Here is a 15,382-nt window from a genome sequence, read left to right on the forward strand (position 1 = left end):
CTCAGCCCGCCGGAGCGAGAGCGAACAGTCGGAGCATCCGATCCGCCTCTGCGGCGAGGGCGTCGCGCGCGGGCGCGAGGTACTTGCGCGAATCGACGAGCCCCTCATCGGCAGCGAGCATCTCGCGGACGGCGCGGGTGAAGAAACCGTTGAGGTGCGTGGAGACGTTGATCTTCGTCATGCCCGCGCGCACCGCGGCCGCGATCACATCGTCGGCGACGCCGGAGGAGCCGTGCAGCACGAGCGGCACGTCGAGCGCGGATCTCAGTCGCGAGATCAGGTCGAGATCGAGGGCTGCCGTGCGATCGGTCATCGCGTGCGACGATCCGACCGCGACGGCGAGCGCGTCGACGCCGGTCGCCGCGACGAAGGCCCTGGCCTCCTCGGGATCGGTGCGGACGCCCGGAGCATGCGCGCCGTCCTTGCCGCCGACCTCGCCCAACTCCCCCTCGACGAACACGCCGGCGCGGTGGGCGCGTTCGACGACGGCTGCGGTGAGCGCGACGTTCTCGTCGTAGGGCAGCGCTCCCCCGTCGAACATGACCGAGCCGAAGCCGAGATCGACGGCCTCGTCGACGAGCTCGCGGCGCTCGGCGTGGTCGAGGTGCACAGCCACGGGCACGGCAGCGCGGCGGGCGAGGGCGAGCGTCGCCAGCGAGATCGGCTCGAGTCCGCCGTGGTAGTCGGCGCAGTTCTGCGAGATCTGCAGGATCACCGGCAGCTGGGCGGCTTCCGCCGCGCGCACGAGGCCCTCGGCGGTCTCCAGATGGATGACGTTGAACGCGCCGATTCCGGTGCCGCGGGTCGCAGCATCCGTCACCAGTTCGCGGGCGGAGACGAGTGTCACGGTGAATCCTCTCGGAGGGTGGACGTGTGCGGAGCGACGACGAGACGCTCTTCGAGCGTGCGCCAGTCGTCGGAGATCTCTCCGGCGAGCGGCATCACGACCGCGGCGGCCGACCACGCCGTGGCTCGCCGCAGGACGGTCTCGGGGTCGCGCACGCCGTCGGCGTAGAGCACGGCGCACGCGGCGACGCCGGCATCGCCCGCTCCGGTGGGATTGCCGGCGAGAGGTGCGTCGAGACGGGCGTGCAGGACCTCGGATGCCGTCACAGCGAGCATCCCGTCGGCGCCGAGCGAGAGCAGCACCAGCTCGACGCCGCGCGCGATGAGCGACCGCGCACCGTCGACCGGGTCGGCGATGCCCGTGGCCTCGACGAGCTCGACGGCGTTGGGCTTGAGGACGGATGCTCCGGCATCCGCCGCGCGCACGAGCGCCGCGCCCGACGTGTCGACGATCGTCGGCACACCCGCGTCACGGGCCGTGCCGATCAGCAGCGGGACGAAGGACTCGGGGGCACCGGGCGGCAGGCTCCCGGAGATGACGAGCACGCGCGCGCTCGACAGGGCGTCGACGACCTCGCCGAACAGCGCCGCCCATTCCTGGTCGGTCGGATTCACGCCGCGCTCGTTGATGATCGTGGTGTCGCCGAGCTCGTCGTCGACGATCGCGACGCTCTGCCGCGTCGCCGCCGCGACGGGTACCACCCTGTGCGGCACGCCGCTCGCGGCGAGCTCGGCCGAGAACGCGATGCCGGGGCGCCCGCCCGCTGTCGTGAGGGCGAGAGCCGACGCACCCTGCGCGTGGGCCACCCGCGCGACGTTGAGTCCCTTGCCGCCGGCGCGCGCGGCCCCGGCATCCGCCCTGTGGGTCGCGCCGATCGTCAGACGGTCGACCCGCCAGGTGAGGTCGAGGGCCGGGTTCGGGGTGACGGTGAGGATCATGCGAGCTCCCGTGCGCGAAGGGCGGCGCCGAGGATGCCGGCGTTGCCGGAGAGCTGGGCGGGGACCAGGTCGGGGATGCGGTGGAAACTGAGTCGTGCAGCGAGGCGGTGGCGGAGTTCATCGAACAGGGCACCGCCCGCGCGCGAGAGCCCGCCGCCGATCACGATCGCCTGAGGAGCGATCACCGCGGTGAGCTGAGCGAGCGAGAGGGCGAGCGCGTCGAGCGCCGACTCCCAGATCTCGGCGGCGACCGAATCGCCGGCAGCGGCCCGGGCGATGACATCCTTCGCACCGTCGGGAACGACGCCGGTTGCCTCGGCGTACCGACGGGTGATCGCGCCGGCCGACGCGACGGCCTCGAGGCATCCGCGCGCGCCGCACGGGCAGATCGGGCCGTCGGCGATCGGGGAATGGCCGATCTCTCCCGCGTATCCGCCCGCGGTGTACGGGACGCCGCCGATGATCAGCGCGCCAGCGATGCCGGTGCCGATCACGAGCACGACCGAGTCGTCGTAGGCCCGCGCTCCGCCGAGCACATGCTCGGCCCAGCTCGCCGCCCGCACATCGTGGTCGAAGGCGACCGACAGACCGAGTCGGGCGGACGCCAGGTCTCGGATCGGGCTGTCACGCCAGCCCATGTTGCTCGCGAAGACGCCGAGCCCTGCGTCGGGATCGACGATGCCGGGCACGACGAGCCCGACCGCTCGCGGCTCGATCGAGGGGAAAGCCGCGCGGTACTCCGCGGCGAGCACGCCCAGGCGCTCGATGATCGCGGCCGTGCGGTCGCCGGTCGCGCCCGGCGTCGGGGTTCGCCGAAGATCGAGCGCCGTGCCGTCGGCGTCGAAGAGGGCCGACTTGATGTCTGTCCCGCCGACGTCGAACGCGAGCACCGGAGCACCCGCCCCCAGCGATCGCGTGGCGCCGGGGCGTTCGACGGCCCCGACGTCAGACGTGGTCATGGGGTGCTCCGGTGCCGCTGACGTCATGCATCCAGGATGACGGATCGCGTGAGGTTGCGCGGCTGGTCAGGCTCCAGGCCCCTGGCGACCGCACGGTCGAGAGCGACGCGGTGCAGACGCACGAGGTCGGCAAGGGGGTCGATCGGATGCTGCACGAAACGCGCCCCGGTGGCCTCGACCTGTGCGGCCAGCCCCTCGGGCGCCTCGCCGAACTGCCAGGTCACGCGCCCCGGAGCGGCGATCGCGATCGGACCGTGCCGGTACTCCATCGAGGCGTACGACTCCGTCCACGACTGCGACGACTCGCGCATCTTCAGCGCCGCCTCGTGCGCGAGACCGACCGTCCAGCCGCGACCGAGGAAGGTGTACTGCTCGGCATCCCCCAGCTCGGCGCCGTCGTCTGCGGCGAGCGCGGCAGCAGCATCCTCGATCGCGGACGTGAGATCCTCGCCGAGCGATGCGCGGAAGAGGGCGAGTGCGGTCGTCGCGAAGCGCGTCTGCACCACGGACTTCTCGTCGGCGAAGGGCAGCAGCACGGCCTCGTCGACGAGGGACACGAGCGGAGAGGTCTCGTCGCCGATGACTCCGATGACGCGGACGCGCCCGCGCACGCGCTCGACGAGTTCGAGCACCTCGGTGGTCGTGCCCGAGCGGGTCAGTGCCACGACGGCGTCGTAGCCGCGGTCGACGAAGGCCTCGGATGCCGCGAAGGCGTCGGTCTCGCCCTGGCCCGACCCCTCGCGGAGCGCCGCGTACGCCTGCGCCATGAACCACGAGGTGCCGCACCCGATGACGGCGAGGCGGGCACCCGCCTCCGGAAGCAGCGCCTGCTCGTCGCGCATGGCGACCGCGCGCGCCCAGGTCTCGGGCTGCGAGGTGAGTTCTGCGCGCATGTGTGCGCCGGGAAGAGTCTCGGTCATGGGATCTCCGTCGTTCGTTTGATGCACGTTTGTGATTTTTTAAAGGCGGTTTCAATCATAGTATGGCGCTATCGAGAGCCTCAGCAATATTCTCCTTGATTTGTTTATTCGCCTGACAAATAATCGAACAACTCCACGCCGATCCTCCGGAGAGGCGACCACGCACTGTCGCGTGCTGTATTCGCGGCTGTGCGACCCTCCGCTCCATCCGAGCGGTTCCTGACACAGTGAGGAATGCCACACAGATGAAGAAGTCACTGCGATTCGGCGCCGTCGCACTCGCGGCAACCGCCACACTCACGCTCACCTCCTGCGGTTTCGGTGGTTCTTCGGGAGGGGGCGGCGGCGGAGACGACGCGAACACCCTGAGCCTGCTCGTCCCGAGCTACTCCGACGCGACCAAGGGCCTGTGGGAAGACGTGATCGACGGGTTCGAGAAGGAGAACCCCGACATCACGGTCGACCTCGAGGTGCAGTCCTGGGACAACCTCGAGAAGGTCATCTCGACCAAGATCCAGGCCGGCGAGGCGCCCGACATCTACAACGGCGGTCCGTTCGCCGGCTTCGTCGGCGATGAGCTGCTGTACCCGGTCTCGGACGTCGTGTCGGAGGACACCCTCGCCGACTTCCAGGACGCGTTCATCGCGAACGCCGAGGTCGACGGCACCGCCTACGCGCTCCCGCTGATCGCATCGGCGCGCGCCCTGTTCGTGAACAACACACTGCTGCAGCAGGCGGGCGTGACCGAGGCCCCCAAGACGTGGGACGAGCTGCTGGATGCCGCGACCAAGGTCTCGGCGCTCGGCGGCGGCATCGCCGGCTACGGCATGCCCCTCGGGTCCGAGGAGGCTCAGGCCGAGGCGGCGGTGTGGCTGTGGGGCGGCGGCGGCTCGTTCGGCGACGCCTCGGAGATCACGATCGACACCCCGGAGAACCTCACCGGAGCCGAGCAGATCAAGAAGATGATCGACGCCGGGGCCACTCAGGCCGACCCGGGCTCCACGCAGCGGTCGCCGCTGATGGACATCTTCATCCAGGGCAAGATCGGTATGCAGGTGGGACTGCCGCCCACGGTCGGTCAGATCGAAGAGGGCAACCCCGAGCTGGACTACTCCATCGTCCCGATCCCGACCAAGGACGGCTCGCCGTTCACGCTCGGCGTCATGGACCAGCTGATGGCCTTCCAGAACGACGGCGACAAGCAGGAGGCGATCACCAAGTTCTTCGACTACTACTACTCGGCCGACGTGTACGTGCCGTGGGTGCAGGCGGAGGGCTTCCTGCCCGTCACCAAGTCGGGGGCCGAGCAGCTGTCGGGTGAGGAGGCGCTCGCGCCGTTCCTCGAGGTGCTGCCCGACGCGCAGTTCTACCCGTCGACGAACCCGAAGTGGTCGGCGACCGACGGGGCGTTCAAGTCGCTGTTCGGTCAGTTGCAGACGAAGCCGGCGCAGGACGTGCTCACCGAGATCCAGGCGCAGGTCGACGCGGGCTGAGCCCCGCGGAAGGAGAGGTTCGGGGATTCCCATGAGCCAGACCACAGAGTCCCAGACCCTCGCGGGGGCGGCCACCGGCCGCCCCCGCCCCTCGGGCTCCGCGCCGCGCGCGCGGTCCCGGGGCAAGGACCTTCTCCAGGCGCTGCCCTGGATCGCACCGGCCCTCGTGCTCATCGTCGGGGTCGTCTTCTTCCCCGCAGGGGTCATGTTCTACAACTCCACGCGCGACATCTCGCTCTCGGGCCTCGACAAGGGCTCGGTCGGGTTCGACAACTTCGCGACGGTGTTCGGATTCGCGGAATTCTGGCCGATCCTGTTCCGCACGATCGTGTGGGTCGTCGTGGTCGTCGCGTTCACCGTGATCATCTCGCTCGGGCTCGCGCAGATCCTCAACAAGGCCTTCCCCGGGCGGCAGATCGTGCGCATGGCCGTGATCGTGCCCTGGGCGGCCTCGGTCGTCATGACGACGATGGTCTTCTACTACAGCCTCGAGCCGTACTTCGGGGTGTTCAACAAGTTCCTCTACGACATCGGTCTGTCCGACGATGCCGTGGGCTACGGGTGGACGAAGAACCCCGCCACCGCATTCGCGTGGTCGATCGTCATCGCGATCTTCGTGTCGCTGCCGTTCACGACTTACACGATCCTCGCCGGACTCCAGTCGGTGCCCGCCGATGCCATCGAGGCCGCGAAGATGGACGGCGCCGGACCCGCGCGCACGTACTGGTCGATCGTGCTGCCCCAGCTGCGCAGCGCCCTCGCCGTCGCCGTGCTCATCAACATCATCAACGTCTTCAACTCGCTGCCGATCCTCAAGGTGATGACCGGGTCGATCCCCGGCTACGGCGCCGACACGATCATGACGATGATCTTCAAGTACATCGAGCTGCAGAAGAAGGTCGACGTCGCGAGCGCTCTGTCGGTCGTGGCCTTCCTCATCGTGATCGTGATCGTCGCGATCTACGTCAAGGCCGTCAAGCCCATGAAGGAGGTCTGATCGTGACCCTGACCGAGACCGCCCTGGTCACCACCGCCGGCTCGACGCCCGCCCCACGCATCCCCGGCCGCAAGCGCCGGTACACCGAGGACCAGGTCACGCTGCCGCGCGTCATCCTGCGCACCGCCGCCGGCTTCCTCGTGCTCGCGATCTTCGTGCTGCCGTACCTGATCATGTTCTTCGGCAGCGTGAAGACCAAACCGCAGATCCGCTCGGTCGACCCGACCTATCTCCCCGTCGAGTGGCACTGGGAGAACTACATCTCGATGTGGTCGACCCCCGAGACGCCGCTGCCGTACAACCTGATCTCGACGATCATCATCGCGGTGTTCGCGACCCTGCTGGTGCTGCTCGTGTCGCTGCCCGCGGCGTACTACACGGCGCGGTTCCGGTTCCCCGGCCGCATGGTGTTCCTGTTCCTCGTGATCGTCACGCAGATGCTGCAGCCCGCCGTGCTGACGTCGGGTCTGTTCCGTCAGTTCACCACCCTCGGCCTCGGCGACACCTGGGCGGCCATGATCTTCATCAACGCGGCGTTCAACCTGTCGTTCGCGGTGTGGATCATGCACTCCTTCTTCGCCGGCATCCCGAAGGAGGTCGACGAGGCCGCGCAGATCGACGGCGCCGGACGCTTCACCGTGCTCTTCAAGATCAATCTGCCGCTGGTCTGGCCCGGCATCGTGACGGCGATCGTGTTCACGTTCGTCGCCTGCTGGAACGAGTTCGCCGCCTCGCTCGTCATCCTCTCCACCGACAAGAATCAGCCCCTGTCGGTCGCGCTCACGAAGTTCGTCGGTCAGTACGAGACGAGCTGGCAGTACGTGTTCGGCGTCTCGATCGTGGCGATCCTGCCCGTCGTCATCCTCTTCATGCTCATCGAGAAGCGGCTCGTCGGCGGTCTCACCGCCGGCAGCGTGAAGTAGCGCGCGAGGCACGTCACTTCTCTCACCGCAGAACCTGCTCCGGCTGCAGACCGGCGGATATCGGCATCCGCCTCTGCTCGTCGCGGAACATGCTCGGCGAACGACCGAGCCGCTGCGTGAACTGCCGTGAGAAGTACGACGGATCCTCGAAGCCCACCTGCCGAGCGATCGCGCCGACCTCGAGATCCGTCTCGACCAGCAGCGACTGCGCCCGCGCGAGCCGCGAGTCGATGAGGAGTTGCAGGGGTGTGTGCCCTGTCGCCGCGACGGCGGCCGCGCGCAACTGGCCGACGCTGAGGCCGAGCTCCCGCGCGCGCGTCTCCATCGGGATCTGCCGCGCCGCACCCCGGGTGAACGCCTCGATGAGATCGGGCGCCGAGGCGGGCATGGTGATCGCGGCGAGCTCGGCGATCCACGCGTAGCCGGCAGCGGAGGCACGCAGGGCGGCGGCGGATCCGCTGTCGACGAGGTCGGAGTGCAGACGATCGAAGGTCGACCGGAGCGAAGCGGGAACCCGGAAGAGCGGGACGATGGGCTTCGTGCGCCGCCACGCGCCCAGCTCATCCAGAGCTCGGGTGGCCGCCCCCGAGAACAGCACCCAGTGCTCGGTCCACCCGGAGCGAAGCGGGCCGTACCCGTGCACCACCCCGGGGAAGAGCCACAGCAGAGAGGGCGCATCGATCCGCACGTCACCTGTCAGCGGACTGGAGTACCACCCGCTTCCCTCGCTGACCACCACGGCCGCGTGCGATCGCAGCTGCCGGTCACGGAATCCCTCGTTCCGACCGGAGTATTCGCCGGCCCCGAGACACGCGATCGTCACGTCCGCGAGCGTGCGAGCGGGAGCAGCGTAGATCGCCCAGTTCTGCATAATCCTCCTAGTGTTCTCACGGAACCGCGAAAGTACAACCACATTTCGCCGGATTGCATGGCCTGATCGTGCTAGCGCGAGAAGACTCGACGCATGATCACCTCGAACGGCTACACCCTCGACGAGAGCCCGGCTCGGCTCGGACGGCTCGACGTCGTCCCCGCCGGCGAACGCGGCGACCGGGAAGCGCTGTGGCAGCGCCTGCGGCGGGACGGCTACCTCTTCCTCAGCCAGCACCTCGACGCCGGCCTCGTCGAGGACTTCCGTCGGTACTACTTCGAGACCCTCGCCCCCACGGGTCTCGTCGACGCCGACGGCGCTCACGACGGCGTCGACGCGGGAGGTCCCGTCGATCCCGCGCTCACCCGCCGGCTGCTGTTCGACGACATCGTGCCGGGCGACAGGTACGCGGCTCTGACGACTCACCCGTCGATCCGCGGCTGGTTCCAGTGGTTCCTAGGAGACGACGTGCACCTGCACAAGCGACGCATCATCCGACACACGCGGCCCGGCGAGAGCGGCATCGGCACGGCAACGCAGGCGCACTACGACCTCGTGTACCTGCACGAAGGGACCGACCGGGTGCTGTCGATGTGGATTCCGCTCGGCGACTGCGCGGTCGAGACCGGTGGCCTCGCCTACCTCGAGGGCAGTCACCATCGCGTGATGGCGCAGGAACGCGCCGGGACGCTGCGGATGCCGGCTGCGTCGATCACCGCCGACCTCCCGTCGCTGGCGGAGGACTACGATGCCCGCTGGCTGGTCGCCGACTATCGGGCCGGTGACGTCATGGTGCACTCGGCCCACATCGTGCACGCGTCGACCGACAACGTCGACCCGCGATCGCGCATCCGCCTCTCCACCGACATCCGCTACCAGCGGGTCTCCGATCCCATCGATTGGCGCTGGCAGGAGCACTGGTTCGAGGGCGACGGCCTCTGAGCGGGTCGCGGATCCCCCGCGGGGCGATCATGGATGCCGTGGCACCTGCTGCGGCATCCACCGCACTCCGAGGGATGCCGTCAATGCGGCCTGCGCGGGCCCGGCCGCGAGCGAGATCGCGGGGTCGGCGTACCGGACGGGGACCTGCGCGGTTCCCGTCGCCGCATAGTCGGTCTCGGTGCGGACCAGATCGAGGAAGCGGTCGCCGAGCACGGCACCCGGTCCGCCGATCACGATCTCCGCGGGGTCGAGGAGCGCGCTGAGGAGCTTGATCGCCCGTGCCAACGCTCGGGCTCCCTCGTCGAGAGCGCGTTGATCAGCGTGGGCGACGAGTGCCCTGATCCGGTCGACGTCGAGCGCGTCGGAGAATTCGTCGCCGAGCATCGGTCCGAGCGCGGCGGCGGACTCCAGGCAACCCGTTCGACCGCAGCGGCAGGCGCGCGCGGCATCGCCGAAGACCACCTGGACGTGACCGATCTCGCCGGCGCGTTGGCGGGGCCCCGGGGCCAGCTCGCCGTCGAGGGTGACGGCCGCGCCGATGCCCCCGCCGACGTGGATGAAGAGGCGGTGACCCGAGCGGGGGCCGTCGGCTGCGGCCTCAGCGATGGCCTCGGCGTCCACGTCGTTAACGAGCAACACCGGCGCATCGAGTACGGCCTCCAGTCGCTCCGCGAGCGGAACGTCGCGCCAGTCGAGCTGCACGCTCTCGAGCACGGCGCGTCCGTCGGTCGTGCCGGGCAGCTGCACCGCGGCGATGAGGAGCCGAGAGCCGTACTGCTCTGCCACGGCGGCGAGGGCGGTCGTCAGCATCCGCTCGCGTGTCTCTGCCGTGAAGTCCACCCGGCGCGCGTCGATCTCTCCGCCCGCGAGAGAGAGCAGACTGATCCGCGCATCGGTGGGGCGCAGGATCACGACGAGGAGCAGATGATGCTCGTCGTCGATGTCGAGGGTGGTGGCGCGCTTTCCGCCCGTGCTCGCGGCCTGCGCGCCCTCGACGATCACGCGCTCCTCGATGAGTTCGGCGACGAGCGATGACGCGGTCGCTGCGGTGAGCCCGGTGGCGCGGGAGATGCCCGCGCGCGTCTGAGTCCCCGGGGTGTCGAACACGAGCTGCAGCGCGCGACGCAGGTTCGCACGCCGAACCGCTGCCTGCGTGTCGAGTGTGTCGTCGGCGTAGAGCATGAGGCGTTTCCTGCGCGGGAGAACGGTTGACAGGTGAGGTTCGGCTGCGTACCCTCTTACATAGTTTAGTCGCTGAACTAAGTCGGGTTCCGGGTGGGCGAGTGCTGCACACACCGTCGCTCGCCCGGAAGACCCGTCATCGGCTCTCGGCCGCCTCGGTGTGGTGACGGATCACCTCGGCCACCACGAAGTTGAACCACTTCTCGGCGAACTCCGGATCCAGATGGGCCTCTTCCGCGAGCGCACGGAGCCTCGCGACCTGCTGCTCCTCGCGGCCGGGATCGGACGCGGGCATCTCGTGCTCGGCCTTGAGCTGCCCGACCTGCTGCGTGGCCCGGAACCGCTCGGCGAGCATGAAGATGAGAGCGGCGTCGATGTTGTCGATGCTGGAGCGCAGTCGGAGGAGTTCAGCCCGGGGATCGTCGGCGGCGGTCATGCCCCTACTCTACGGAAACACGCGCCGGAACGATCCGCCGGGCGAGGTCGGATGCGAAGGGCGCCACGATCCTCGGCCGCTATCGTGAGCACATGAGCGACGACGAGCGGCCCCGGTCCGAGAGCGCACAGGGCAGGGCTTCCGACCGAGCGGATGACGGTTCCTCGACGGTGGACTCCGGCGCTTCCTCGGCGGAGACGGGCAGCGCGGCGGATGCCGTGGCGACGCCCGCGCCCTCGCCCGCCCCGACGCTCGCCACGGCGCCCGTCAAGGTCGTCGAGCCCATGACGCCCAGCCGCTCGATCTGGACGCGCATCGACCGTCCGTTCGTGTTCGGGTTCCTCGTTACGCTCGGCGGACTGACCGCCGTGCTGCTGGGCCTCGCCCTGTCGAACCTCTCCACGGTGCTGATCTACATCGCGCTCGCGCTCTTCGCTGCTCTGGGCCTCGATCCATCGGTGCGGTTCCTCGAACGCCGCGGCCTGTCGCGAGCACTGTCGGTGGTCGCGGTCATCCTCGCGCTCGTCGTCGTCGCCGGTCTGCTGCTGTGGATGGTGGTGCCGATCGTGGTCGATCAGATCGCGAGCTTCATCCGCTCGGTGCCCGGCATGATCGCCGAGTTCACCCGCTCCGACATCTACGCGACGCTGGAGCGGCAGTTCGGCGACCAGTTCGAGGATCTCGTCGCCGACGTGCAGAAGTTCCTCACCGATCCAGGCAACATCGCCGTGATCGGCGGCGGAGCGCTGCAGGTCGGTGCGAGCATCGCCTCGGCCGTCTCGGGCATCATCGTCGTGCTCGTGCTCACGCTGTACTTCGTCGCCACGCTGCCGACCATCAAGTCCGGTCTGCTGCGTCTCGTCCCAGCCCGTGACCGGGCTCGCGCGAGGGACATCACAGAGCAGATCACCGATTCGGTCGGCGGCTACGTCATGGGGATGGTGATCCTCGCGTTCTGCAACGCGGTGCTGACGCTCGTCCTGTACCTGCTCCTGGGGCTGCCGTTCCCGCCGCTCATGGCGACGGTCGCGTTCTGCATCACCCTCATCCCGCTCGTCGGGTCGGTGCTGTTCTGGATCATCGGCACCACCCTTGCCCTGTTCACGAACCCGATCGCAGCACTCGTGTTCGCGGTCGTCTACCTCGTCTACATGCAGATCGAGGCGTACGTCATCACCCCTCGGGTCATGAACCGCGCGATCTCGATCCCCGGCTCGCTCGTCGTGATCGGCGCGCTCGCGGGTGGAACGCTGCTCGGGCTGCTCGGTGCTCTCGTGGCGGTGCCGGTCGCGGCATCCATCCTCATCATCATCAAGCAGGTGTGGGTGCCGAGACAGGACGCCCGGATCTGACCCGCGCTCTTCCTCCCTCGTCCCTCCACTCCGTCGAGACCCACCATCCGCGTCGAAGCCCACCGCCAGCGACGTCGGGCGGGGTGGGTTTCGACGGGCGGGGTGGGTTTCGACGGGCGGGGTGGGTGTCGACGTAGGCGCGGGGGCTGGGGAGATCTCGGCTCGGGGACGCAGAAGTGCCCGGGCCGTGGGACCCGGGCACTTCCGTCAGGCTTGCGACTCAGATGAGGTCGTTGTCGGTGAGCCACTGCTTGGCGATGTCGGCCGAGGACTTCTGGTCGACCGTGCTCTGCACGTTGAGGGCGACGAGCTCCTCACCGGTAAGCTTCGCGCTGATCTCGTTCAGGACGTCCGAGACGTCATCTGCGATGTCGCTCGAGACGATCGGCACGACGTTCGACGAGATGATGAGGTTCTCCGGGTCCTCCAGAGCCACGATGTCCTCCGTCTCGAACGCCGGATCGGCGGTGTAGATGTCGGCCACCTGGATCGAGCCGGCGAGCAGCGACTCCAGGGTGGTCTGGCCGGTGGCCGAGAACGTCAGGTCGACGCCGTAGACCTCTTTCGCGCGAGCCGGGCTGTACGGACGCTGCTCGAACTCCGGCGCCGCACCGATCGTCACCTGCGACGAGACGTTCTTCAGGTCGCCGATGGTCTTCAGGTCGTTCTCCTCGGCGAAGCTCTTCAGCACGGTGTAGGAGTCCTGATCGGTGGCCTCGGCGAAGTCGAGGGCGGTCAGGCTGTCGGGCAATGCGTCGCCCAGCGCGCTGTAGACGTCCTCGGGGCTCGTGACGGTGACCTCGTCGTCAGAGAGATACTCGAGCAGGCTGCCCGTGTACTCCGGGAAGACATTGATCGCACCGGACTCGACGTCGGGCATGTACGCATCGCGCTGGCCGATGTTGAGCTTCTTCTCGACGTCGAAGCCGGCGGCCTCGAGCGCCTGCGCGTAGATCTCGGCGATGATCTCGTTGGAGTAGTACGCCTGCGAGCCGACGACGATGGTGTCGCCGCTGCCCGAGCTGTCGCCGGAGTCGCTGGGCTCGTCGAGCGGGTTGCTCGACGAGCAGGCCGACAGGGCGAGAGCCGCCGCGGCGACCAGGCCGACGGCGAAGACCGAGCGCTTGCCTCGTGCTGTGAACATGGGATTCCTCTTCTCTGGGTACTGCTGCTGTGTGACGAAGGGTTCGTGTGAGTCGAACCGCCGGATCAGGCGGTGGCGGGAGCGGATGCCGTCGCGGCGGAGTCCGCGCGGGCACGTCGCCGTGTCGGACGCCCGGCGCGGAGCCCAGCCGGGACGGCGGCGTGCTGCACCGCCGCGAGGATCAGGTCGACGACGAGCGCGAGCACCGCGACGAGGAGAGCACCCGCGAGCACCTGGTCGAAGCGACGAAGCGGGATTCCCTGGATGATCGGGTACCCGAGTCCGCCGAGGTTGACGTAGGCGGCGATCGTGACCGTGGCGATCACCTGGAGCAGGGCCGATCGGATGCCGCCGACCAGCAGAGGCATTCCCAGGGGCACCTCGACCTTCCAGAAGACCTGCCATCCCGTCATACCCATCGACTTCGCGGCGTCGACTACCCGACGGTCGATGGCCTCGAGTCCCGTGTAGGCACCGGCGAGGAGCGACGGGATCGCCAGCAGGACGAAGGTGATGACGGCGGCCTCGGGGATCCGCAGGACTCCGAGGAGGAGGACGAGCAGGATCAGCAGACCGAACGCCGGGATCGCGCGCGCGGCACCGGAGACGGCGACGGCGATCTCACGCCCCTTGCCGGTGTGACCGATGAGCCATCCGATCGGCAGCGCGATCGCCGCGGCGATGAGGACCGAGATCGCGGTGAGCGCGAGATGCTGGCCGAGGAGCGTCGGCAGCGCGTAGTTGCCCGTCCACTGCTCGGGGGCGAACATCCAGGCGAAGGCTTCGGCGAAGAGGTTCATGCGGGAGCTCCCACCGCGATGGCACGGGCTGCGGTCGACTTCGTCGCGGCGCGGGTCCATGGCATGAGCGCGCGTCCTAGCAGCAGCAGGATCAGGTCGATGACGAGGGCGATGATCACCACGGCGATCACCCCGGCGACGACCTCAGCGATGATGCGTCGCTCGAGGCCGTTCGTGAACAGGTAGCCGAGGTTCGTCACGCCGATGAGGGTGCCGACCGTCGCGAGCGAGATCGTGCTCACAGCGGTGACCCGCAGACCGGCGAGGATCACCGGTCCGGCGAGCGGGAACTCCACGGCCCAGAAGCGGCGGAACGACGCGAACCCGGTCGCGGTGGCCGCCTGTCGCACGTCGTCGTCGACCGAGTCGAGGCCGTCGGAGACGGCGCGGACGAGGATGGCGATCGCGTAGATGGTGAGCGCGATCACGAGGTTCGACTCGCTGATGGCCGAGTACCCGAGCGTCGCGGGCAGCAGGATCAACAGCGCCAACGACGGGATCGTGTAGAGCAGGCCGGTGAGGACGATGATGGGTCCGCGCACGAGGCGGAACCGCCAGGCGACCCACCCGAGCGGCAGCGACAGCACGAAACCGAGCACGATCGGGATGATGCTCTGGCGCAGGTGCACCAGTGTGAGATCGAGGATCAGCCCGACGTTGTCGCCCACCCAGTTCACGGGTGACCGCCCTGCACCGCGTCGAGGGCAGCCGTGTCGGGCCCGGAGAGCGGGCCGTCGGACGTCTCGGCATCCGCCACGATCGCGCCCTGCGTGCGGCCCTCGCTGTCGACGACGACGGTGCCGTGCGGGGTCTGCTTGAGGTGCAGAGCACGGCGGCCGCGGTCGGCGCCGATGAACGAGGCGACGAAGTCGTCGGCCGGGTTCTCGATGATCTCGCTCGGGCTGCCCACCTGCACGATGCGCGCGCCCTTGTCGAGGATCACCACCTGGTCTCCCAGCAGGAAGGCCTCGTCGATGTCATGTGTGACGAAGACGACGGTCTTGTCGAGCTCATGCTGCAGACGCAGGGTCTCCTGCTGCAGGTCGGCGCGCACGATCGGGTCCACCGCGCCGAACGGCTCGTCCATGAGCAGGATGTTCGGGTCGGCCGCGAGGCCGCGGGCCACACCCACGCGCTGCTGCTGACCGCCGGACAGCTGGCTCGGGTAGCGCTCGGCGAGCGCCTGGTCGAGGCCGACGGTGTCGAGCAGCTCGCGCGAGCGCTTGTGCGCGTCGGCCTTCTTCACGCCGTTGAGGCGGAGGACCGTGGCGACGTTGTCGATCACCGTGAAGTGCGGCATGAGGCCGGAGTTCTGCATCACGTATCCGATGCTGCGGCGCAGGGCGACCGGATCGCCCGTCAGAACGCTTTCTCCGTCGATCTCGACCTCGCCCGAGGTCGGCTCCACCATGCGGTTGATCATGCGGAGAAGGGTGGTCTTGCCGCATCCGGACGACCCGACGAAGACGGTCGTCTTTCTCGATGGGAGAACCAGGCTGAAGTCGTTCACGGCGACGGCGCCGCCGGGGAACTTCTTCGTGACGTTGCGGAATTCGATCATGGCGCATCTCCGGTCGG

General features: G+C 68.7%; 16 protein-coding genes. 5 read left to right on the forward strand and 11 right to left on the reverse strand.

What is annotated here, in order from left to right; genetic code table 11:
- Nucleotide 1 precedes the first annotated feature (1 nt).
- Genes M3195_RS02210 through M3195_RS02225 form a run of 4 tightly spaced genes read right to left on the reverse strand, consistent with a single transcriptional unit; the run spans nucleotide 2 to nucleotide 3,664 of the window.
- Nucleotides 2–847, reverse strand: a complete 846-nt coding sequence (locus M3195_RS02210) for a class II fructose-bisphosphate aldolase (protein WP_251584794.1) — start codon at nucleotides 845–847, stop codon at nucleotides 2–4.
- The gene (locus M3195_RS02215) at nucleotides 844–1,785 is read right to left on the reverse strand and encodes a 1-phosphofructokinase family hexose kinase (protein ID WP_251584796.1); all 942 of its coding nucleotides are present in this window, start codon (nucleotides 1,783–1,785) and stop codon (nucleotides 844–846) included. The genes M3195_RS02210 and M3195_RS02215 overlap by 4 nt, the downstream gene beginning before the upstream one ends.
- The gene (locus tag M3195_RS02220; RefSeq protein ID WP_251584797.1) at nucleotides 1,782–2,744 is read right to left on the reverse strand and encodes an ROK family protein; all 963 of its coding nucleotides are present in this window, start codon (nucleotides 2,742–2,744) and stop codon (nucleotides 1,782–1,784) included. The genes M3195_RS02215 and M3195_RS02220 overlap by 4 nt, the downstream gene beginning before the upstream one ends.
- A gap of 23 nt (nucleotides 2,745–2,767) precedes the next feature.
- Nucleotides 2,768–3,664 carry an SIS domain-containing protein gene (locus tag M3195_RS02225; RefSeq protein ID WP_251584799.1) on the reverse strand — a complete coding sequence of 299 codons (897 nt, stop codon included), beginning with the start codon at nucleotides 3,662–3,664 and terminating at the stop codon, nucleotides 2,768–2,770.
- A gap of 245 nt (nucleotides 3,665–3,909) precedes the next feature.
- Between M3195_RS02225 and M3195_RS02230 the strand changes: the two genes are divergently transcribed.
- From M3195_RS02230 to M3195_RS02240, 3 genes are read left to right on the forward strand one after another with little or no spacing between them, the layout of a single operon-like run.
- A complete protein-coding gene (locus M3195_RS02230) occupies nucleotides 3,910–5,157 on the forward strand; it encodes an extracellular solute-binding protein (RefSeq protein ID WP_251584801.1) in 1,248 nt (415 codons plus the stop codon).
- 31 nt (nucleotides 5,158–5,188) lie between these two features.
- Entirely contained in the window at nucleotides 5,189–6,154 is a 966-nt protein-coding gene (locus M3195_RS02235) for a carbohydrate ABC transporter permease (protein ID WP_251584803.1), read from the forward strand.
- A 2-nt stretch (nucleotides 6,155–6,156) separates the two neighbouring features.
- Nucleotides 6,157–7,077, forward strand: a complete 921-nt coding sequence (locus M3195_RS02240; RefSeq protein WP_251584805.1) for a carbohydrate ABC transporter permease — start codon at nucleotides 6,157–6,159, stop codon at nucleotides 7,075–7,077.
- A 22-nt stretch (nucleotides 7,078–7,099) separates the two neighbouring features.
- Here M3195_RS02240 and M3195_RS02245 read toward each other — a convergent pair whose 3' ends face one another.
- Nucleotides 7,100–7,948 carry a helix-turn-helix transcriptional regulator gene (locus tag M3195_RS02245; protein ID WP_251584807.1) on the reverse strand — a complete coding sequence of 283 codons (849 nt, stop codon included), beginning with the start codon at nucleotides 7,946–7,948 and terminating at the stop codon, nucleotides 7,100–7,102.
- Nucleotides 7,949–8,041: 93 nt separating this feature from the next.
- Here M3195_RS02245 and M3195_RS02250 point away from each other — a divergent pair, with 93 nt between their 5' ends.
- Nucleotides 8,042–8,890 carry a phytanoyl-CoA dioxygenase family protein gene (locus M3195_RS02250; protein ID WP_251584809.1) on the forward strand — a complete coding sequence of 283 codons (849 nt, stop codon included), beginning with the start codon at nucleotides 8,042–8,044 and terminating at the stop codon, nucleotides 8,888–8,890.
- Between the two features lie 27 nt (nucleotides 8,891–8,917).
- Here the strand turns inward: M3195_RS02250 and M3195_RS02255 are convergent, their stop codons facing one another.
- Complete coding sequence (locus M3195_RS02255) at nucleotides 8,918–10,072, reverse strand: ROK family protein (protein ID WP_251584810.1); 1,155 nt, start codon at nucleotides 10,070–10,072, stop codon at nucleotides 8,918–8,920.
- Nucleotides 10,073–10,208: 136 nt separating this feature from the next.
- Entirely contained in the window at nucleotides 10,209–10,508 is a 300-nt protein-coding gene (locus M3195_RS02260; RefSeq protein ID WP_251584812.1) for a chorismate mutase, read from the reverse strand.
- Nucleotides 10,509–10,600: 92 nt separating this feature from the next.
- Between M3195_RS02260 and M3195_RS02265 the strand changes: the two genes are divergently transcribed.
- Nucleotides 10,601–11,860 (forward strand): AI-2E family transporter, encoded by a 1,260-nt coding sequence (locus M3195_RS02265; protein ID WP_251584814.1) that lies wholly within the window; start codon nucleotides 10,601–10,603, stop codon nucleotides 11,858–11,860.
- Between the two features lie 220 nt (nucleotides 11,861–12,080).
- Here the strand turns inward: M3195_RS02265 and M3195_RS02270 are convergent, their stop codons facing one another.
- The 4 genes from M3195_RS02270 to M3195_RS02285 all read right to left on the reverse strand — a co-directional run bounded on the left by M3195_RS02270 (nucleotide 12,081) and on the right by M3195_RS02285 (nucleotide 15,365).
- Nucleotides 12,081–13,004 (reverse strand): ABC transporter substrate-binding protein, encoded by a 924-nt coding sequence (locus M3195_RS02270; RefSeq protein ID WP_251584816.1) that lies wholly within the window; start codon nucleotides 13,002–13,004, stop codon nucleotides 12,081–12,083.
- A gap of 65 nt (nucleotides 13,005–13,069) precedes the next feature.
- Entirely contained in the window at nucleotides 13,070–13,804 is a 735-nt protein-coding gene (locus M3195_RS02275) for an ABC transporter permease (RefSeq protein WP_251584818.1), read from the reverse strand.
- Nucleotides 13,801–14,481, reverse strand: a complete 681-nt coding sequence (locus tag M3195_RS02280) for an ABC transporter permease (protein WP_251584820.1) — start codon at nucleotides 14,479–14,481, stop codon at nucleotides 13,801–13,803. Before M3195_RS02280 ends, M3195_RS02275 begins: the two co-directional genes overlap by 4 nt.
- Entirely contained in the window at nucleotides 14,478–15,365 is an 888-nt protein-coding gene (locus M3195_RS02285; RefSeq protein WP_251584822.1) for an ABC transporter ATP-binding protein, read from the reverse strand. The genes M3195_RS02280 and M3195_RS02285 overlap by 4 nt, the downstream gene beginning before the upstream one ends.
- Nucleotides 15,366–15,382: the final 17 nt, after the last annotated feature.

Origin of the sequence: Microbacterium hydrocarbonoxydans (genome assembly GCF_023715885.1) — a bacterium.
Classification (GTDB): domain Bacteria; phylum Actinomycetota; class Actinomycetes; order Actinomycetales; family Microbacteriaceae; genus Microbacterium; species Microbacterium hydrocarbonoxydans_C.